Genomic DNA, 21,662 nt, shown 5'->3' with positions numbered 1-21,662 from the left:
TGAAACTGGCAAGATGCCAGTTCTACCAAGATGCCAGTTCTACCAAGATGCCAGTTCTACGCAAGATGCCAGTTCCACCCAAGATGCCCATTCCACGCCTGATGCCCGTTCCACAAAACTTTTAAAATCATTCCATTATTAACCCCCACACTAGGTGGTGGCAAAGTGCTCCCGCAGCAAATCGTGGATGAATCGATAGCGTCCACCCACTTGCTTGATCAAGCGGCGTTCTGTGGCATAGCTCAGGAAATGGGCGTAATCCCAGGGGATTGAACCACTGCCCCAGAGAATGAGGCGGAGGACGAAATACTTAATCACTGGTATACCAGCAAATATCAAGGCAAATAACATTGCCATCCAAACACCAAGACTTAAAGCCATAAATGGGTTAACATTCTTTCCCAAAGCTATAAAACATAATACAAACAACAAGAAGGTTACAGGCAAACTAATTAAACTACTAAGAACGGTATTTTTAGCAGATTCTTTAATCCCCTGATTCCGTTTATTTCTGGTTTTTAGTTCTTCTCCAATCAACCCAACACTCAGCCCAAAAAACAGCCCATAACTCAGCCCATAACTTAGCACATCAATCAGCCTATCATTAAGCCAAAAAAACAGCCCATAACTCAGCCCATAACTCAACCCATAACTCAGCCCATAACTCAACCCAACACTCAACCCAACACTAAGTCCTCGGCTCATCAAACTCATTTTGTTTTTTATTAGTTTTTGTCCTGAAAATATACTAATTTCAGAGGGCTTTTGCTGATTATATAACCCTGAAATCAGGCCTATTAGAGCTCCAATCAGCCCTCCAATCAGCCCCAATATTAGGCCATTGATTAGCCATATTAGGCTATGGATTAGCCCGAAGATTAGGCGGCCATTGGTAAGTCCATAAATCAGCCCCAATATTAGGCGGCCATTGGTAAGTCCATAAATCAGCCCCAATATTCCCAATATTAGGGGATTGATCAGCCCAACACTCAGCCCAACACTCAACCCAACACTCAGCTTATACAACCACTTTGTTTCGGATTTTTTTAACAAATCTGGATGTATTTTCTCAATCAAAAACTCGGTTTGTTGTCGTTCCTTCAATCGTTTAGCAAGCCAGCCTAACCAGCGCCTGGTCTTCTCTTCTGAATAACCGTGACGGTCATGGGGTTCCTTTAGTTTACGGTCAATGTAATCCCCAAATAACCTTTGACGGCATTGGTTCTGATAGTCTTGCTTTGCTTTAGGATCCTTAAACTCTCTCTTTAATCGCTTCAACCCATCGGGATAAGCAACGGAAATCAAATGTAATAGTAAGGGCATTCTTGCTAACTCTAGCAACCCATCTGAATCTTGCTGAATTCCTGGCCAGAGGTGGCGACAGTTTAACCGCGTTAAATAAGCTTCAATCTGCTGATCGCTCAAAGGTTGCAGACAGACTGCTCCCCGCATCTCCAGAATTTGCTCACCGGCTTTGTATTCTTCTTCACGACAGCAGACCACAATTTGAGGAACATCTTTGAGAAACTGATTTAATTGCTGAACACATAACTTCTGCCGCTCTAAACCCAACTCATCCAAACCATCCAGAAGAGGTAACAACTGACCAGTTTTAATCCACTCCTGAGTAATCGCTTCGGGGAGATTATAATAACGAGACTTTAAATTAGCTGCTAACCATTCATCAATCGGCTGGTTGTTATCTTTCCAATCAGAAAGTTCAGCTATAATTGGAATCGGTTGGTGTTGATGATCCTGGGCACCTGTAATTAAATCCTTGGCCAAATCCAACAGCATGGTGGTTTTTCCGGAACCGGGGGCACCAAGAATCAACAGTTTCCCGGCAATATCCTGTTGGTTAAATACCTCAATAAGCTTTTGACCTGGTTCAGAGTCTGTCGTTACTCGACGAAACTTGGGCAACCGTTTCCACCATGGAGGAGAATTGCTAGGATTGACAGTAATTTTTTCTGGACGACCCACTTGCTCTGTTTTGTCTGCCATTACCAACTGAATCAAGTGGTCATTGTGCAGGGAGTCATCGAGGCGCATGTTAACTTCAACTGCCATTTCTCGTAGCAAGTCCTTGCGCCATCGCTGTAAATTTGCCTTTGGAATTTTTCTAGATATTTGAGTTTTTAACAAATACCCAATTGTCGGTAGGGCAAATAAGTAACCAATACCTAAAATCCAGTAGACTTGTTGGATCCACTCGGTATCCTGTTCTGCTGATAGTTGAAAAGCAAAATCAAAATAATAAAGTTGTGCTGATAGTCGAAAAATAAAATGTCCTGCTGCAACAGCTAAGACTCCATACATTGTGCATAGAGTAATTATTATAATTCTGCAAAGGGGAGTTTTTTGCTGCTCAAAGCGATTGCTTAAACGTGTGCTAAAATAGGGAAGTATTACCAGTTCTACTAAGAGTAGTATTTGAAGCGCTTCGGGATTGTTAAAAAGTTCGGTAATGTTCATTTTTGAAGGTATTTCTAGTTTATCATTCTATGATAATTTAAGAAATTGCCTTTGATACAGCCAAGGAAAAATTAAATAGTCTAGGCAGTTTGATAAAACAGGAAAGTGTGGAGATTGTGGTAAGTGGGGGGAGTGCGTTCGCGTAGCGTAGCCCGAAGGGCTACGCTACGCGAACGCACTTGGGGGGATTCCATAAAAGTCTGCCGATGGATCAATAAGAATAGGGAGTGTGGGAAGTGGCCGTTGCTCAATTAACGAATGAATAAGAGTAGAGTGGGCATCCTGCCCGCTCGAAAATAAGCATGAAACTGGCAAGATGCCAGTTCTACCAAGATGCCCATTCCACGCCTGATGCCCGTTCCACAAAACTTTTAAAATCATTCCATTATTAACCCCCACACTAGGTGGTGGCAAAGTGCTCCCGCAGCAAATCGTGGATGAATCGATAGCGTCCACCCACTTGCTTGATCAAGCGGCGTTCTGTGGCATAGCTCAGGAAATGGGCGTAATCCCAGGGGATTGAACCACTGCGCCAGAGAATGAGGCGGAGGACGAAGTGCTGAATGACTGGTCTGCCAGCATATGAAAAGCCAATTAACATTGCCATGCCAGAAGCACGAATTAACATGGTGAGTAGTTTAAGATTCTCTCCTAATACTAGATCAGGTAATACAAACAACAAGAAAGTTCCCGGGAAACTAATTAGACTAAGGATAACAGTATTTTTAGCGGATTCTTTAATCACCTGATTGGGTTTATTTCTGGTTTTTACTTCTTCTCCACTCAGCCCTCTAATCAGCCCATAAAGCAGCCCTATAATCAGTCCTCTAATCAGCCCAACACTCAGCCCAACACTCAGCCCATAGATCAGCCCAACACTCAGCCCATAAATCAGCCCATAAATCAGCTCTTCAATTATTTTATTTCTGTCTTTCCATGAAAGTGTAATAGTTTTAGAAAGATCTATTTTATTAAAAAATCGACCATAAATAATACCATAAAACAGCCCAACACTCAGATCAAAAATCATTGAAAAAATCAGCCCATAAATCAGTCCAAGACTCAGCTGATACAAACCCTTTTTTCGGGATTTATTCAACATATCCGGCTGCATTTTTTCAATCCAAAACTCGGTTTGTTGTCCCTCCTTCAATCCTTTAGCAAGCCAGCCTAACCAGCGCCTTGTTTCCTCTTCTGAATAACCTCGACGGTTATGGGATTCCTTTAGTTTACGGTCAATGTAATCCTGAAATAACCTTTGACGGCATTGGTTCTGATAGTCTTCCTTTGTCTTAGGATCCTTAAGCTCTCTCTCTACTCGCTTCAACCCATCGGGATAAGCCAGGGGAATTAAATGTAATAGGAAGGGCATTCTGGCTAACGCTAGCAATCCCTCTGAATCTTGCTGAATTCCTGGCCAGAGGTGGCGACAGTTTAAGCGGGTTAAATAAGCTTCAATCTGCTGATCCCTCAAAGGTTGCAGACAGACTGCTCCCCGCATCTCCAGAATTTGCTCACCAGCTTTGTATTCTTCTTCACGACAGCAGACCACAATTTGAGGAACATCTTTGAGAAACTGATTTAATTGCTGAACACATAACCTCTGCCGCTCTAAACCCAATTCATCCAAACCATCCAGCAGAGGTAACAACTGACCGGTTTGAATCCACTCCTGAGTAATCTCTTTGCGGAGATTATAACGAAACTTTAAATTAGCCGCTAACCATTCAGCAATGGGCTGCTTGTTATCTTTCCAATCCGAAAGTTCAACTATAATTGGAATTGGTTGGTTTTCCTGCTGCTGGGCACGTGTAATTAAATCCTTGGCCAAATCCAACAGCATGGTGGTTTTTCCAGAACCGGGCGCACCAAGAATCAACAGTTTCCCAGCAATATCTTCTTGGTTAAATACCTCAATAACCTTTTGACCTGGTTCAGAGTCTGTAGTTACTCGACGAAACGTGAGCAACTGTTTCCACCATGGAGGAGATTTGCTAGGATTGACAGTAATTTTTTCTGGACGACCCACTTGCTCTGTTTTGTCTGCCATTACCAACTGAATCAAGTGGTGATTGTGCAGGGAGTCATCAAGGCCCATGTTAACTTCAGCTGCCATTGCTCCCAGCAAATCCCTGCGCCATCGCTGTAACTTTACCTTTGGAATCTGTCTAGAGATTTGAGTTTTCTTTCCTGGCCTAGTTGTCAGCAAATACCCAATTGTAGGTAAGGCGAAGAAGTAACCAATACCTAAAATCCAGTACACTTGTTGGAACCAATCGGTATCCTGTTCTGCTAATTTTTGAGAAACTAAATTTTCTGCTTGATGAGCTAAGAATACATAAACTATTACGCATACAGCAATTATTATAATTTTGCGCAAGAGAGTTTTTGGCTGCTCAAAGCGATTGTTCAAAAGTCCGAGAATACAGATAAGTAGTCCTAGTAGTAACTGGAGTAGTCTTTGAAGGACGTTGGGATTGGTCAGATATTCAGCAAGGTTCATCTCTGAAGTTACCTCTGTTTTATCACTCTATGAATGTTTAACAAATTGCTATCGATATAGCCAATAAACAATCAAATAGTTAGATCGCACTCAAAGTCCCCCTTATTAAGGGGGATTTAGGGGGATCCCTTTGTAGCTTATGGAAGATATAATGGCTATAAAACCTCTAAGGATATTTTTATGAACGCAGAGTTTACCGCCATCATTGAGGCAGCAACAGAAGGGGGATATTGGGCGATTTGTCCTGAAATACCTGGTGCGAATGGTCAAGGAGAAACGGTTGCAGAAGCTAAAGAAAGCTTGAAAAATGCAATTAAATTGATTTTTGAAGATCGTTTAGCTGATAGTCGTCTAGGATTACCCAAAGAAGCAATCGAGGAGACAATTTCTATTTCCATTCCATGAAACGTAAAGAATTAGAAAAAAAGTTACGTAAGCATTCAGCCGTCAGCCGAAGGCCTTTGGCCACGCTACGCGAACAGCTGTCAGCTAATAGCTGATTGCTGATTGCTGATTGCTGATTGCTTACCTATATTATTCCAAGCTATTACCATCATCGAGCAATTGCTGAGGATTTTCCAGTTCCAATAGGTCTTCTCGATTGACAACTTCATCACTAATTTCAAGGATAGTATCTGGGGAGGAACGCTGGTTGTTGAACATAGTTCTTCCTGTGTTAAATCTATTGCTTCCTTCCTGAAAGAACCGTTTACTACTATTTGTATTACCAAATAAGCCAGAGACATGTTGGTTCAATTGGAAGTCACAGCGAAATGGCTGAGCCTGGACATTAGAGGTGATGCCAAAAGTTAAGGAAACAACTGTCAAGGCTAGGGTTTTCTGTTTCCCAAACCTGGTAAGGATATTAGTTCGGCTTAGATTCATGATATTATATTAATTTTAAGCACCTACTAAAATAGAATCCAAGTATTTTGCTACAAATTCCGGAATCTAGTCATAAAAATACAAATTCAAGTCAGGTGGGCAAAGTTATCTGATCTAGAAGAGTAATTTGAACGCAACGGTTTTTGCCCACCCTACAAGCTAATCCTCTACTTATATTGAATCCAAATATTTTGCTAGCAATTCCGGAATATAGTCATAGCCATCTACGCCAATGACAGGAATAATTTTTGACCGTTGCTGTGCCAAAAGGGTTTGGAAGCCTTCTTGCCCCATTTGTCCTTGCAAAATACTTAACAACCCAGCTGGTTTGCGCCAATCTTCAGACCCAATTTGCTCTAATAGATAGGCTCCTAAACTAGCGGTATAAATCACTTTCTGCCAATCTTGCTCGCTGTAGCAAGCTTGGGCTAGGTAGGCCAAATTCACCCCTTGTAAGTACAAATCCCCAGAAAATTGGGCGGCTTGCCAGCCTTGTTCTAAAAATGCGATCGCTTTTTGATACTGCTCGACCACTACATGGGCAATTCCCAAACTACTGAAACACAAAGCTTTACTTTGCCCAACTCCATAACTCCCTGCTGGAGAATCCCCTAATCGTTCTAACAATAATCGACCTTGTTCTAGATAGTTAATAGCACTCTCATACACTTCTAGTTCTGCTTGTTGGCTATCCTGAGCTTGAAACACTTCACTGTAGCCGAAATTCACTAAAGCATTAGCTTCCCCTAACCGGTCTCCAGCTTGACGAGCGAGTATTAATGCTCGTTGACTATAGTTAATGGCATCAGCATAATTCTCTTCCTCGACACAAATCCGACTGAGGTGATTGAAATTGGCAATTTCACACAGTTTATCCCCAGCCTCACGGGCAATCTCTAAAGCTTCCTGATGGAAGCTATTGGCTTGGTCATAGGCTCCTTGGGACCAAAGGGAATAACCCAACAAGGTTAGAATCCGGGCTTTCTCCTCGGTTCGGTCTACTTGCCGCAGGGGTTCATCTAGGTAATTCAGGGCATCTTGGAGATAGTTGCCGCTAAAGTTAGCAAACACCCCACCGTAGAGAGGGAAGTAGTCCCGTTGGGCAAAAGTGCGCAGAATTTGCAGACAAACCTGAAAACAACCATTTGCTATGGCATTTCCGTAGCTACTAATTGCTGTCTGGTTCAAAACATTAGCTAACCTAGACCAAATGACAGCAAATACGATAAAGGTAGAAATCGATAACTTTGCTCCCATCTTGGAGTCATATACCATTTTATCGAACCAATTCACCAGTCCTCGCTGCAAGCACTGGAGAATCACAGCCAATTCCACCCAAGCTTCTAGTTCCAAACTCGGTTGAGTATCTGCCCATTCATGGAAGGATTGATTTAGCGCTAGAGTTTCAAATAAAGACTGGGGTAACGGGCTATCGACCTTTTTCGCCCACAGCCCCCAAGGGCCACGCTGTTCCGGAGTCCCCTCAAATCCCAGTGAGCCTCGACTTTGGTCATAAATCCAACTGACCAGATAATCTTCCAAGCGTTGCCAAGAGGCCAAACCTGCCGTAATCCCAGCGGCCAGTTGTCCAAGGTCTGTAGCAGTATCAGATTCAGAAGCTTGTTGTGCCTGTTGCTTTAGGGGTTTAGCCAGGCTCGCCAGTTGTTGTAACGTCAGGGGTGGCTGTTGATTGGGGTCAATCACTCGCAATAAAGCCGTAAAGCGCTCAGCCGGTTCAGCAGTAGTAATGGATTGAATAGCGCTAGTGATAGTTTCTGAAACTCGGTTTTCTTCCTGCCACTGTTCCCATTCACCACGAATCGTATTAAGCGCCCTGAGTTTCCGGATTGCCTTGGCTTGCTTCAACTCACTTTTAGGATTATCTACTTCTGCCTGAGTCATATCGAAGCGCTGATCAAGGCAACGTTCAAAAATTTCCCCAGTGCCAACCGTAACCCCCTTGACCAACATCTGATAGACCTGGGATTTAGAACGGATCTTCCCCTTCAGGGTAGTTTTGACAATGTCATCGATTAATTCAAAATAGCGATCGCTTAATCCCATCTCGTTAGACATAACCTTTTGCCTGATCAGTGCCCACTTTTCTCAAAAATAGCTCAAAATCAGAATAGACTTCTGGCAGGTCTAGTTAACCGTCAACATGATTCGGCAATTTGACGGTAAACAAAGTCCCCTTACCCAACTCAGACTTAACTTTGATCGTGCCTTGATGAGCTTCGAGAATTCGTTTGGAAAGATATAGTCCTAAACCACTACCTGAGCGTTTGTGGCTACCCTGGCGAAACCGTTCAAACAACTGTTTTTGGTCTTCTGGGGATATACCAAAACCAGTATCTTCCACCTCAATCACCACCCACGACTGATGCCCTTCACTAGTCTTGGGACTATTCCTCAGACGAACGGTCACAGAACCGTTGTCAGTGAATTTAATCGCATTTCCCAGCAAATTGGTGAACACTCGGTGCAGTTCTAAGCGATCGCTCATCACTATCGAGTTAAGCTGCTTCGCGGTCTGATACTCCAAAGACAGTTTTTTATCACGAGCTAGGGCAGACAGTTCTTGGATGACTTCCTCAATAACCTGTTGCACAGGAATCGCAGAGAAAGACAAATACTTCCGACCGGCTTCATAGCGATAGACTTCTAGTAACGTATTCACCATAGTCAGCAAATTGCGGTTACTGCGAGTCATGGTGATTATGGCTTCGAGCACTGGGGGTGGAATTTCTCCCAAAGCTCCCTGCTGCATAAGGTTTAGGATGCGATCTGCTGCTACTAAGGGGGTGCGCAAGTCATGGGTAAGCCGAGAGACAAAATCTTCTCGTTGGCGAGCAATTTCGTCCCGTTCATCCACACTATGTTTCAGGCGCAAAAGCGATCGCACTCTGGCCAGCAATTCATCCACTTCTACGGGTTTACGAATAAAATCATCCGCCCCCATATCCAGTCCTTGGACCACACTCGGATGATCATAAGCGGTGATCAACAAAATTGGTATAAACGGTAACTTGGGATTGGAGCGGATGCGCTTGGTTACTTCAAAGCCATCCATTTCTGGCATCATTACATCCAATAGCACCAATTCTGGCGGAGACCTCTCTATTTGCTCTAGGGCTACCCGACCATTCTCTGCCAAGGTAATCTCGTACCCTTCTTCTTCTAAAAGCGTCTGCAGTAGAAACAAGTTGTCAGGGGAATCATCCACAGCCAAAATCTGATCTTTTTTGGAAGGGCGAGTTAGAGGTAAAGCATTCATTGAATCATTTCGTTGGTAAGTCAGAAGTGGAAACCCCTGTCATTCATGTATAGGGAGCGGGTTAATTAGGTTGGTCGGCAAGCCATTGCACACAGCCCCTCAGCAACTTCCCCCTTACACAAACAGCAGCCTGAGTTCGCTTCATTATGGCAAATTCCCTTTACAGGCAAAGATAAAATTACCCATAGCCAAGGTCGTTGAAACCCTTAGGGATTAAAGGCTTAGTCCAATTCTTGATTTTCCTTGTTTCTCACCGTCACTATGCAGGGCGTTTCAATTTTTGTAAACTGGAAGGAATGGTTTGAGTTTAGACTTAATTTTTTGTAAATTATTCTGGTAACCTATGTGCGACTATGGTAAGATCAGCAGCTTATAAAGCTACATTTGCTGCACCAGTCAAAGCTCCTGAACGCTCTGGTCAAGTTACCCGAAAACCTTATCCCAACTATAAGGTAATTGTGTTAGACGATGATTTTAACACGTTTCAGCATGTTCACGACTGTCTGGTCAAGTATATCCCTGGGATGACAAATGATCACGCCTGGGAACTCACTCATCAGGTTCACAACGAAGGTCAAGCCATTGTTTGGGTCGGTCCCCAGGAACAAGCGGAACTTTACCACCAACAGCTTTCTCGTGCTGGCTTAACCATGGCTCCCTTGGAGGCTACATAGTATTATGAGCCAACCCAAAGACGGCAGACTGGTTTGGAATCACTCTACCCACATTCAGGGTCTCATTCCAGTTCTCCAACGACTCACAGATTACCCAGGTATTCAAACCATTACCCCTGCTGTCCTTGGGCGGGCAAGAAGTCACTGTCCTAAATTACAGTTAAAAGTATCAGTGCCAATTCGTGGGGGATTCAAGGTGATTGCTAGGTCTGGTAAAAGCTTTCAAGAGGTGTTCATCCTCACCAACTTGACTAAAGTGGAATTAGAAAAAGCGATCGCTCAATCACTAAAACGATAATAATTCTATATTCTACATTCTTCATTCTTCATTCTTCATTCTGATTCCTCACACGCCCCAATACTGACCCAAGTGCTGGAACCATCATCCCAATGCTCTTTTTTCCAAATCGGAGCATTATGCTTCAAGGTGTCAATAGCATACTTACAAGCGGCAAAGGCTTCTGAACGATGAGGACAGCCAACAGCGACTAACACGCTAACTTCCCCAATAGTTAAGCGACCGATGCGATGATGGATTACCACCCGATTGACATCAGACCATGAGGCACGAATCTGGGCAGCAATTGAGGAAAATACCCGTAATGCCATGGGCTCATAAGCCTGATACTCTAATGCTACCACTGGTTTCCCATCAGTCTTATTACGGACTGTGCCACTCATCATCACCACAGCTCCATTCGCGGGATCATCAGCAAGGGTGTAGATTTCTGATACGGATAAGGGAGCGATGGTGATCGAAAAACTATCTACCGTTTGCTTTTCAGGGATCTTGGGCAAGGGGATCTTGGGCAGGGGAGTCATTAGTGGAGAATTCCAAGAAGTGTTAAGATTAGTAACAGGCTAAGCTACAGTTTATATATAGTTGATTTATATTTACTGGTTGGATTTAATCAATACCCAACCCTAGTGCCATGATCCAATTTGTTTAAAATACTTTACAAATTAGGAGCAGGTGCTATAAAGTCAGATAATATACCTAAATAATATTATTAAATCAGAAGTTTTTTTCTCTGACAAAGGCACTCAAGACATTGTCTAGGGCTATTTCTCGGTCGCCCACAAACATGTGGTGCCATCAATCAACTGATGCTACCTATCCTTAACGTCAAGGTAATTCAAGTCAAGCTCATCGTAGCTGATCAGTGATCAGTCTTATCGTTTTGAGCAACAGCTAACCTAGGGCTGATCATAACTAGGGCTGGTCATAACCCGTCTGGAGATTATTTGATGGCAGCAGGAGCAGAGGCTGATCAACCAAAAACCCTGGCAGCCCAAAACTATTATAAAAGAATTATTGATCCTGAGCTCCAACAGGCGTTTGATGATGTTACAGCATTAGCAGCACAAATTTGCCAAACGCCCATAGCTGTGATTACCCTGATTGACAGTAACAGTCAATGGTGTAAGTCTACTCTGGGCGATTATGAAACGTCAATAAGTCAAAATACCTTTTTATCCAGCCATCGGATAGAGTCAGCTGAGGTATTGGTAGTTGAGGATACCCTAGCTGATCAACGGTTTGCCACTGATCCCTTAGTTACTGCTGAGCCTCATATTCGGTTTTATGTAGGAGTTCCCCTAATCACCTCATTGGGATACCCTCTGGGAACACTTGCGGTAATGGATCAAGTTCCAAAGCAACTTCAGCCACAACAGTTAGCGGGATTACAAGCCTTAAGTCGTCAACTGATAAGCCAACTGGAGCTAAAACAACAGTTAGCGGATTTACAGCAGCCTCAGGGAGAAAACCAAGGTCTTGAAAATGAATTACCCCAGGTTGACCAAGAACTCCTGGATTTTTTAGAAAATGGCTGCGTTGGTCTCCATTGCGTGGATAGCAATGGCATCATCCTGTGGGCTAATCAAGCCGACTTAGACCTGCTGGGTTACAACGCCCAGGAGTATATCGGTCACCACATTGCTGAATTTTACCCCGAGCAAGAGGTCATTGACGATATCCTGGCCAGACTAACGGCTAAAGAAACCTTAAAAAACTACGAAGCCAGACTCTTGTGCAAAGATGGCTCGATTCGCCATGTCCTGATTAACTCCAATGTCCTCTGGAAAAATGGCAAATTCGTCCATACCCGATGTTTTACTCGTGACATTACTGAATGGAAACAGATCCAGGAAGAACGTGATCGCTTCTTTGAGCTCTCGATAGATTTGCTGTGTATAGCCGGTTTCGATGGTTACTTTAAGCGCTTGAGTCCGTCCTTTACTAGCACCTTGGCTTACACCGAAGCGGAACTAACCAGCACCACGTTTCTCAATTTTGTCCATCCAGATGACCGAGCAGCAACTAGGGCAGAAATGGAACAATTGGCGAGTGGCATCCCTACTGTCTATTTCGAGAATCGCTATCGCTGTCACGATGGGTCTTATAAATGGCTAGCTTGGGCTGCAAATCCCGTAGTTAAGGATGGTTTAATTTATGCGATCGCACGGGACATTACCGAGGCCAAACAAAAGCAAGCCAGCCTCGAAGAGAGTGAAGCTCGCTTCCGGATGATGGCTGATCATGCCCCAGTGATGATCTGGATGTCAGGCACTGATAAACTTTATAACTTTTTCAATCAGCTTTGGTTGAACTTCACCGGTAAGACCCTCGAACTGGAATTGGGCAAGGGCTGGGCTGAAGGGGTGCATCCTGATGACCTAGAGCGCAGCTTCAAGACCTATATATCCGCCTTCGACGCCAGAGAAAATTTTCGCATGGAGTACCGCTTGCGACGTAGGGATGGGCAGTATCGTTGGATATTAGATATAGGCACTCCCCGATTTACCCCCAATGGGGACTTTGCCGGTTACATTGGTTCTTCCATCGATATCACTGAGCGCAAACAGGCGGAAGAGGCCCTGGGTAGACAGGCTCTGATTGTTGAAAGTATCTTCGATGGGATCATAATCACCGACTTAGCCGGTAAGGTAATTGATTGGAATCCTGCCTCCGAGAGAATATTCGGCTACACCAAAGCTGAGGTCTTGGGTAAAACTGCAGCGATTCTGCACCGACCGGAAGAGGCGGCTGTTCTGACCGAGCAGATTATCCAGGAGATGACCAGGTCGGGACGTTGGTCTGGGGAGATTCACTTTATTGGCAAAGATGGCAGGTGTGGGGTGTGTGAAACCGTGGTAGTACCTCTGTATGATCAGGAAGACAATATCGTGGCAACCATTGGTCTTAACCATGATATAACCGAGCGGGAGCAAAATCAGCAGGAATTGTATCAGAGCGAGGCTCGCTATCGCGCTATTGTCGAAGATCAAACCGAACTCATCTGTCGTTTCCGTCCTGATGGAACTCTGACCTTTGTCAATGGTGCCTACTGTCGCTATTTCAGCAAGTCAGAGGAAGAGTTGATTGGGCAACGGTTTTTGCCATTGATTCCCGATGAGGATCTCAAAAAGCTAGAACATTGTATTACGTCTCTAAGGCCCGAGAATCCCGTAGAAACGGTTGAACACCGGGTGATTATGCCCACAGGAGAGATTCGGTGGCAGCAGTGGAGCGATCGCGCCATCTTTAATGAGCAGGGTCAATTGATTGAGCTTCAGGCAGTAGGCCGGGACATCACTGAACACAAACAAGCAGACGACCAACTTTTGCAAAAGTCTCAGGCATTGGAAACCTTCAGTAACAACCTCAAACACCTACATCGGCTGAATACCACCAATTACCAAAACTTTGAGTTGCTGTATGCTGACTATCTGGAGACGGGATGTGAAATTTTAGGCATGCCCACTGGCATTATTAGTCAAATACACCTTAATTCCTACACTATCCTGTCGGTCAGGTCTGATCTAGAAGCATTAGTAGCTGGTTCAGAGTTTGAATTAAAAGATACCTATTGTGCTGTAGTCGTTCGCGAAAAAAAGACCATTGCCTATACTCATGTAGGTGAGATAGCACTGATGCACGCTCACCCAGTCTACCAAACTCTCAAACTTGAGTCCTATATCGGGACTCCTATATTTGTCTATGGTGAAGTCTACGGCTCCCTGAATTTTTCCTCAACCCAGGTAAGAGAAACGGATTTCCAGCCTCACGAACGGGAAATTGTAGAATTAATGGCTCAAAGTCTTGGTCGATTAATTGCAGCTCATCAAGCGGAAATAGAGCGCCAACAGGCAGAAGCTGCACTGCTAGAGAGTGAATCGACCCTGCGTAGTTTCTTCAACAGTTCCGCACTATTGATGGGGGTCGTGGAACTTTTGGATGATGACATCCTGCATATTTCTGATAATAAAAGTACGGCGGATTTTTTCGGGACTACACCCGAGGCCATGCAGAATCGGTTAGCCAGTGAGTTGGGGGCACCCAAAACTCATATCCGTCGCTGGATTATCCATTACCGAGAAAGCCAACAAAGCAATCAGCCTATTTCCTTCGAGTATGATCACACCACTGAAACGGAGACCCGGTGGTTAAGCGCCACTGTATGCCCAATTCCCGAGACAAGCACTGCTCGCCCCCGATTTTCCTATGTGGTGGATGACATTACTGACCGTAAGTTAGCAGAGCAAGAACTCCAGCGCCAAAATCAGCGGACGCAATTGTTTTCAGAAATTACCCTGAAAATCCGCCAGTCTCTACAACTGGAGCAGATTTTGCAAACGGCGGTTACAGAAGTGCAACAATTTCTCAAGGCTGACCGAGTTGTACTGTTCCAACTGAGTTTTGATGGGTGGGGGAAAGTGGTTCAAGAAGCCGTAGTACCTGGTTGGCCAATCATGCTCGGACAAAGCATCGAAGATCCTTGCTTTCATGAAGAGTACCTAGACCAGTATCGTCAGGGAAGGGTTAGCAACATCTGTGACATAGAAAACTCTAATATCGAACCTTGCCATGTCGAAATGCTGCAACAGTTTGGGGTAAAAGCTAACTTAGTGGTGCCAATTCAGCAACAAGACCAACTTTGGGGTTTGTTGATTGCCCATCAGTGCGCCAATCCACGACAATGGACTAACTTTGAAAGTGAATTGTTGCAACAACTGGCGGACCAAATTGGTATTGCCTTAGCTCAAGCCCAGCGTTTAGGAACAGAAACCCGTCAGCGTCAGGAACTTGCCCGTTCTAATGCGGAACTGCAACAGTTTGCCTATGTCGCATCCCATGACCTGCAAGAACCCCTGCGCAAGATTCGGGCATTTGGCGATCGCCTTCAGACCAAGTATCATGAACAATTAACGGAGCAGGGGCAGGACTACCTCAAACGGATGCAGAATGCCGCAGAACGGATGCAGGTGTTAATCAATGACTTGCTTAGCCTTTCCCGGGTGACCACTAAGGCCAAACCTTTGGTTGCCACTGACCTAGCTGAAGTGGTGCAAGAGGTACTCTCTGATTTAGAACTACTTATCCAGCAATCTGGTGGCGTAGTGGAAGTCGGTGAACTACATACTATTGAAGCTGATCCCCTGCAAATGCGTCAACTGTTGCAAAACCTGATCAGTAACGGACTGAAATTCCGACCAGAGCAAAGAGGTAACGTCGTTAAAATCTATACTCAACTGCTTCAGGAAAGTGTTCCCTTAAGTTATGGAGGCACAACCGTTCATGAGCGTTGTCAGATCATAGTCGAAGACAATGGTATTGGGTTTGACCCCAGGTATAGCGATCGCATTTTTCAAACCTTTCAACGGCTCCATGGTCGCAGCGACTATGAAGGAACCGGCATCGGTCTAGCTATCTGCCGTAAAATTGTGGAACGTCATAATGGTAGCATCATGGCAAATAGCACACCAGGACAGGGGGCTAGGTTTATTGTTACGGTGCCGATTAAACAAAGTTGAAGGGTTAAGGTTGAAGGTTGAAGGTTTAAGATTAAAGGTTTAACGTTTAAGATTTAAGATTAAAGGTTTAAGGGTAAACGTTAAATAATGAAAACATACTAGTAGTTGAGTGACTAATCAATAAAATACTTCAAATTTACCCCTTTATACTTCATAACTCCTTCATAATTCCTTTATAATTCCTTTATAATTTTTGGTCGAGGAGATAATGCTTAGTGAATGAAAGCCGAAATCCCGTGGTAATTTTAATGGCAGATGATGATCCGGATGATTGTCTGTTGGCAAGAGAGGCTCTCTTAGAGAGTAAGTTGACCAATGAGCTATACTTTGTCAGTGATGGCGAGGAATTGATGGATTATCTGTATCACCGTGGTAAACACAGGCAGGCGAGTAGCTCCCCTCGTCCAAGTTTAATCCTACTGGATTTAAATATGCCGAAAAAAGATGGTCGTGAGGCCCTCAGAGAAATTAGGGCTGATCCTAATCTACGAGTTATACCAGTTGTGGTGCTGACTACTTCAAAGGCTGAAGAAGATATCTATCACAGTTATAACTTAGGAGCAAATTCTTTCATCGTTAAGCCTGTCACCTATAGTTCCCTAATTGAAGTGATGCAAACGTTAAAAAAGTATTGGTTGGACATCGCGGAATTGCCCCCCGAAGGGAATAAATAGACTGCCATGAGTAAATGCTCACAACCGAAATCTGAAAGTTCTGTAGTTTCTAGTGTACCACTAACGACTGATCCACTCAGGACTATTTCCAAAACCGACTCTCATCAATGTTCGTTGATCACAAACCTGGGAAATTGCTTACCCAAATCAGAAGTAAGAAACCACTCTCGACTAATTTCCAAATCAGAAGTTAGAAACCACTCTCGACTAATTTCCTTCCATTCCTTTGGTGCCAGACCAATGTACAACCCTTTGGTTAACGTATTACTCGTTGATGATGACGAAGATGACTATATTCTAACTCGTGATTTACTGTCGGAAAACCGGAGGGCTAGATTTAGCTTGACTTGGGTGGCAACCTATGCTAATGGCTTAGAAATAATTGCTCAGAACCAGCATGATGTTTATCTACTGGACTACCGTCTTGGTAAGCATAATGGACTTGAACTCCTGCGTGAAGCCATTGCCAGGGGGTGTACAGCACCGATTATCCTCCTAACTGCTCAGGGAGACCATGAGGTTGACATGGAAGCCATGAAAGCTGGGGCAGCAGATTACCTGGATAAGAGTCAGCTCAGAGCACCTTTACTAGAGCGTTCCATCCGCTATGCCCTTGAGCGCCAGCAAGCCCAACAAAAAATTCGGGAACAAGCTGCGTTGTTGGATGTGGCAACCGACGCCATTCTGGTTCGGGATCTAGACAATACTATCTCATTTTGGAATAAAGGGGCAGAGTCTCTATACGGTTGGCAGGCAGCAGAAGTGATTGGAGAAAAAGAGCATCTACTCTTGTACCAACAAGCACCACCTGAGTTAGCCGAGGCAGACCAAAGTGTTGCTAAAACAGGGGAGTGGTATGGTGAGTTGGAGCAAGTCACCAAAGATGGCACGGAAATCATTGTTGAAAGTCGCTGGACTTTGGTGCAAAATCCTCAGGGACAGGCCAAATCAATCTTGATTGTCAATACTGATATCACTCAGAAGAAACAACTGGAAACCCAGTTTCTCCACGCTCAGCGCATGGAGAGCATTGGTACTTTAGCTGGGGGCATTGCCCATGACTTAAACAATTTATTAGCTCCTATTCTAATGTCCGCTCAACTGTTGCAACTCAAAATCTCAGATCAGCGGCATTTGCAACTCCTAAAAACTGTAGAGAATAATACTAGGCGGGGGGCTGGTTTAGTCAAGCAAGTTCTATCGTTTGCTCGGGGTGTTACAGGTCAACGAACGGTTTTGCAAGTCAGGCATTTGATTCGGGAAATTCGCCACATTATCCAAGAAACATTTCCCAGATCCATTGAACTGTCTACGGATATCGACCCTAATCTTTGGTCTGTATCTGGAGATGCCACACAACTGCACCAAGTTTTGATGAACCTCTGCATCAATGCTCGTGATGCTATGGTTGATGGTGGAACCTTGAAATTGTCTGCCCAAAATATTTTTTTAGATCAAAACTATGCCAGGATGCATATTGATGCCGATGTGGGTTCCTACATTGTGGTGACCGTTGCTGATACTGGCATTGGTATTCCCTTGAAAATACAGCCGAGAATTTTCGAGCCATTTTTCACTACCAAAGAAATTGGTCAAGGTACAGGACTAGGTTTGTCTACTGTCAGAGGTATTGTTAAAAGTCACGCCGGTTTTGTGAATGTGTATAGTGAAGTGGGCGTAGGTACTCACTTTAAAGTATATTTGCCAGCAGTAGAACACTCCCCAATTCCTGTCGAGGAAGAACTAAAACTACCGACAGGAAACGGTGAGTTGATTTTAGTGGTAGATGACGAAGCCGCTATTGGTGAGATTACCAAGACTTCCTTAGAAAACTATGGCTATAGGGTGATGACTAGCAGGGATGGTAAGGAAGCGATCGCACTCTATAGGCAACATCAGGACGATATTAGCTTGGTGCTGATGGATATGATGATGCCGGTTATGGATGGACCAACAACCATCCTTCGATTGCGAGACATTAACTCCAAGATCAAAATTATTGGCATCAGTGGGTTGCCTATCAGCGATAAAGTCGATGCGGCGGCTGAAGCTGGGGTTAAGACCTTTTTGTCAAAGCCTTACACCGCTAAGGAATTATTGCAGGCTATTAATCGTGTGCTTAAAGGTCATTAATTGTTAATTTTTATATAGCAGTTCTCAATTTGGTTAGTTGTGTAAGCATTCAGATATCAGCTATCACCTGAGCCGCTAAAGATGGTGCTACTTGAGGTAATTTTATTCATATTCTTAATAGCTTTTGCCTTTAAAAATTGAGTAAAACTTGACTAAAACGTGACGATTACAGGGGCATGGTCGCTAGGTTTCTCTAGTTTTCTCGGTTCTATGTCAATGGTACAACTAATCGCTTGATTGTAAAGATTGGGGGTTAGGTAGATATGGTCAATGCGCCAACCCCGATTACCCCGAAAGGCACGGGTGCGATAGTCCCACCAACTAAAATTCCCCCCTTCTTTGGTAAATTTGCGAAAGGCATCTGCTAAACCTAGATCTAAGACAGATTGTAGGGCAAGACGTTCTACTGGGGACGCCATGATATGCTTTTCTTTGCCTTTAGGATCATGGATATCCCGGTCTTCTAGGGCAATATTAAAGTCCCCACATACACAAAGTTCATGGGACTGTTGTTCTAGGATACTGTGTAAATAGTCCCGCAGTATCTTCAGCCAACGTAGCTTGTAGTCATACTTCTGACTGTTCACCGAAGACCCATTGGGAACATAGAGGTTAACAATGCGGACCCCATCTACTGTAGCGCTAATCACTCGCTTTTGTTCATCTAAGTCCCCGACCTGAGCTGTATCCAACACCGCAGCAAAGCCAGTAGTTACTTCTGTGGCTGGTTTCCGGCTAAAGATGGCTACACCGTTATAGGATTTTTGCCCAGAAATATAAAGGTAATACCCCAATTCTTCAAAAAGCGATCGCGGAAACTGGGCATCGACTACTTTAGTTTCTTGCAGGCAAAGCACATCTACTTGGGTACGTTGCAACCAATCTATTACTTGAGCTTGGCGACTCCGAATTGAGTTGACGTTCCAGGTAGCGATTTTCATGAGTCCTACAGTGATTAGATTTAGTCCAGAACAGACAGCAACTACCTCTACGCCAGCGTTGGGGAGCAAGATATATATGCCTTCTACTCAGACACGAAAACAAGACTACCATAGTTTTAAACAGGCTAGTTTAACAGTAAAGGAAGAGATATCACGTCGGACAGATTATAGTAAACCCCTTCAACTAATTTGAAGGGGTTGATTACAGTGTTTGATAACAGTTGATTAGGAGCTTGAAGTTTTTTTTAGTAATGGATAATCGGGCTTTGGGTAATTTATCATGTTACCTGTTACCTCGTAACTTGGCCCTGTATAAATTGGTGTTCTGCCACCAACCTCGCTAACTCTGGCAACAAAGCCAAATTACGAGGTCGCTGGAGACGATAGACACTACACTGATTGGCAAGCTGAGCGCACTGAAGAAGATGGGATGCTTTCTCAGAGTCAAATAAACTGTTTAGACGGGAGTGATGGCATAGTTCCATCACCGCCTCCTGACGTTTAAGACGCTTAATACTCAACTGTGAACCTGAAACCAGTACATAGATGCACCGGATTGGTAGTAGCGCTTCGGTAAAATCCTGATTTAACCCATAGCCAGGTTTATTTAACTTCGGTAGCAGCAAAGCCAGCTTATCCTGGTCATATCCCAAAACTTTAGCTACTTCTCGAGTTAGTTTAATTTGAGGAAAGCTAGGAGCCACTTTCGCTGTCCCCTGATCCAATGTCACAGGTGCAACATCATCAGTGATGATTCTGTATCCCTGAGTGTGGAGTGCAGCAGCAATTGAAGACTTACCTTCACCGGAATTACCCAAGAAAACAACCGCACCACCATTAATATTGACTACACTGGCATGTAGCACCAACAATCCCCGCTGATAGAGCAAAATCGCCATCACAGTTCCCACTAGAGCCGTTTGAATGCGGCTCAGCCAGGCTCCTGCTGCGGGAATGATCGTAATCCTGTTTCCCCCCTGTACCAGAAACAGCCCTGTGTCTTTGAGATAAATCACCGCCTCTTCTGGACTCAACTGCAAAGCCATCGGCTGCTCGATAACTTCCTTTGGAATGTAGTCACTGATTTTGCGATTCGGCCACGCTACGCGATCGCATCCCGTATTGTAACTATTACTCTGAATGTGAATTGTAACATCACACTCTACTTCTGCTGGGATAAACTCTGGGATTGGTAGCGTTGACTGGATTCCCAAACCATAAGCAACATAAGAAAACAGCTTTTGCTTTTTGCCACCCAACCCTTTGCAATCTAGTGATTCGCTGTCAATTTTGGAAATATCGCCAACTAAACAGTTAGATATTGTCTGAGAGATTGTGCCATCCAAACTCATAATTAATTTCTCAAATAACTATTGCGCGTAGATGCAATCACAAGAAACTGATACAGTAGTTTCTTGACTCCCCTTGATGAGCCATTCCAGTTCACAAATTACCCTGGCATCAGTTGCTTAAGTCTAATTGTAGGGACGCAAGGCTTGCGCCCTAACTATATTTAGTTAAGTTGCGGTGCGACCCGTGGCGAATTTAATTACGGGTCAAGGGCACCGTTTAGCTATTCAGGTTTAGTAATTAGCTTTTTAAACTGATAATAAAGCAGCCTTGTGGATTAGGGATTTATCGTTAAATTTGACTAGTTTACAACCCAATAAGTTGCCAAAACTATCAAAGTCATGACTTACGCAATAAAAACCTAATACCAAGTATTTGAGTTTTAATGATACCCCTAATTTTCCCTTGATAAAGAAAAATTGTGAGGGTTATCATCAGCGATGCAGCGCGGTCTTGGGGAGCCAGTGCGCTCATGGGGGTTCCCCCCATGAGCAACTGGCGTGGTTTCCCCCATGAGCGACTGCATCAAGACAGTGATTTTACAGCTAGTACTGATTCCAAATACCATTCTAAATTTTGATTCACAGTCCATGGCTCATGAATCTAATGGCAGATTCTACCCTGAGTAGCATTTAGACTGTCTTAAATGGATTCAGATTGAGAATTTTAGCGCTTCAAATTAATTAAACTGTATCCTAATTAATCGATTTTTTCCACCACTACCTAAAATTTTAATAAAACTTAAATTATTTAATAAAAAAATATCTATAAAAATGAGTTAAAAATCTTAGCAATTATTAGAGTATTTACAAATCATTTGTAAACCTATCTGGTAATTTTTACTAATCAAAAAAACTCTGTATTCCTTACCACTGTTACTGGGGGGGCGACGAAACAGCCTGAAATGCTTGGTATGTAAAGTTTGTAGGATTT

General features: G+C 43.8%; 15 protein-coding genes and 1 pseudogene. 8 read left to right on the top strand and 8 right to left on the bottom strand.

The window, feature by feature from the left end; genetic code table 11:
- Positions 1-150: 150 nt before the first annotated feature.
- Positions 151-2,475 (bottom strand): NACHT domain-containing protein, encoded by a 2,325-nt coding sequence (locus tag AC4II3_RS20155; RefSeq protein ID WP_488029448.1) that lies wholly within the window; start codon positions 2,473-2,475, stop codon positions 151-153.
- Positions 2,476-2,875: 400 nt separating this feature from the next.
- Positions 2,876-4,978, bottom strand: coding sequence for an NACHT domain-containing protein (locus AC4II3_RS20150; RefSeq protein ID WP_488029449.1), 2,103 nt, complete (start codon positions 4,976-4,978; stop codon positions 2,876-2,878).
- Positions 4,979-5,158: 180 nt separating this feature from the next.
- On the opposite strand from AC4II3_RS20150, the gene AC4II3_RS20145 reads away from it, so the two are divergent.
- Positions 5,159-5,383 (top strand): type II toxin-antitoxin system HicB family antitoxin, encoded by a 225-nt coding sequence (locus AC4II3_RS20145; RefSeq protein WP_488017186.1) that lies wholly within the window; start codon positions 5,159-5,161, stop codon positions 5,381-5,383.
- Positions 5,384-5,512: 129 nt separating this feature from the next.
- On the opposite strand, the gene AC4II3_RS20140 is transcribed toward AC4II3_RS20145, so the two are convergent.
- The 3 genes from AC4II3_RS20140 to AC4II3_RS20130 all read right to left on the bottom strand — a co-directional run bounded on the left by AC4II3_RS20140 (position 5,513) and on the right by AC4II3_RS20130 (position 9,140).
- Positions 5,513-5,863 (bottom strand): hypothetical protein, encoded by a 351-nt coding sequence (locus tag AC4II3_RS20140; protein WP_488011828.1) that lies wholly within the window; start codon positions 5,861-5,863, stop codon positions 5,513-5,515.
- Positions 5,864-6,034: 171 nt separating this feature from the next.
- Positions 6,035-7,939 (bottom strand): tetratricopeptide repeat protein, encoded by a 1,905-nt coding sequence (locus tag AC4II3_RS20135; protein ID WP_488011826.1) that lies wholly within the window; start codon positions 7,937-7,939, stop codon positions 6,035-6,037.
- 73 nt (positions 7,940-8,012) lie between these two features.
- Positions 8,013-9,140 carry a sensor histidine kinase gene (locus AC4II3_RS20130; protein WP_488011824.1) on the bottom strand — a complete coding sequence of 376 codons (1,128 nt, stop codon included), beginning with the start codon at positions 9,138-9,140 and terminating at the stop codon, positions 8,013-8,015.
- Between the two features lie 353 nt (positions 9,141-9,493).
- On the opposite strand from AC4II3_RS20130, the gene clpS reads away from it, so the two are divergent.
- Entirely contained in the window at positions 9,494-9,814 is a 321-nt protein-coding gene (clpS, locus tag AC4II3_RS20125) for an ATP-dependent Clp protease adapter ClpS (RefSeq protein WP_075901189.1), read from the top strand.
- Between the two features lie 4 nt (positions 9,815-9,818).
- Complete coding sequence (locus AC4II3_RS20120) at positions 9,819-10,112, top strand: DUF2103 domain-containing protein (RefSeq protein WP_488011822.1); 294 nt, start codon at positions 9,819-9,821, stop codon at positions 10,110-10,112.
- 35 nt (positions 10,113-10,147) lie between these two features.
- Here the strand turns inward: AC4II3_RS20120 and AC4II3_RS20115 are convergent, their stop codons facing one another.
- The gene (locus AC4II3_RS20115) at positions 10,148-10,636 is read right to left on the bottom strand and encodes a molybdenum cofactor biosynthesis protein MoaE (protein ID WP_488011820.1); all 489 of its coding nucleotides are present in this window, start codon (positions 10,634-10,636) and stop codon (positions 10,148-10,150) included.
- 426 nt (positions 10,637-11,062) lie between these two features.
- Here AC4II3_RS20115 and AC4II3_RS20110 point away from each other — a divergent pair.
- The 4 genes and pseudogenes from AC4II3_RS20110 to AC4II3_RS20095 form a co-directional block, all read left to right on the top strand.
- Positions 11,063-13,915 (top strand): annotated as a pseudogene (locus tag AC4II3_RS20110) (PAS domain S-box protein); the annotation flags it as partial.
- Entirely contained in the window at positions 13,907-15,631 is a 1,725-nt protein-coding gene (locus AC4II3_RS20105; protein WP_488011834.1) for a PAS domain-containing sensor histidine kinase, read from the top strand. The pseudogene AC4II3_RS20110 and the gene AC4II3_RS20105, both read left to right, overlap by 9 nt.
- A 248-nt stretch (positions 15,632-15,879) precedes the next feature.
- Positions 15,880-16,305, top strand: a complete 426-nt coding sequence (locus AC4II3_RS20100) for a response regulator (RefSeq protein ID WP_488011832.1) — start codon at positions 15,880-15,882, stop codon at positions 16,303-16,305.
- 240 nt (positions 16,306-16,545) lie between these two features.
- The gene (locus AC4II3_RS20095) at positions 16,546-18,438 is read left to right on the top strand and encodes a hybrid sensor histidine kinase/response regulator (RefSeq protein WP_488011830.1); all 1,893 of its coding nucleotides are present in this window, start codon (positions 16,546-16,548) and stop codon (positions 18,436-18,438) included.
- Positions 18,439-18,590: 152 nt separating this feature from the next.
- On the opposite strand, the gene xth is transcribed toward AC4II3_RS20095, so the two are convergent.
- Entirely contained in the window at positions 18,591-19,379 is a 789-nt protein-coding gene (gene xth / locus AC4II3_RS20090; RefSeq protein ID WP_488011818.1) for an exodeoxyribonuclease III, read from the bottom strand.
- Here xth and AC4II3_RS20085 point away from each other — a divergent pair.
- The gene (locus AC4II3_RS20085) at positions 19,378-19,572 is read left to right on the top strand and encodes a hypothetical protein (RefSeq protein WP_488011816.1); all 195 of its coding nucleotides are present in this window, start codon (positions 19,378-19,380) and stop codon (positions 19,570-19,572) included. The two genes, xth and AC4II3_RS20085, sit on opposite strands and share 2 nt — an antisense overlap.
- A gap of 97 nt (positions 19,573-19,669) precedes the next feature.
- On the opposite strand, the gene AC4II3_RS20080 is transcribed toward AC4II3_RS20085, so the two are convergent.
- The gene (locus tag AC4II3_RS20080) at positions 19,670-20,731 is read right to left on the bottom strand and encodes a hypothetical protein (RefSeq protein WP_488011814.1); all 1,062 of its coding nucleotides are present in this window, start codon (positions 20,729-20,731) and stop codon (positions 19,670-19,672) included.
- Between the last annotated feature and the right edge of the window lie 931 nt (positions 20,732-21,662).

It is taken from the genome of Moorena sp., assembly GCF_982860115.1.
The sequence above is the reverse complement of the archived record's forward strand: the minus strand, read 5'-3'. Positions and strand labels throughout refer to the sequence as shown.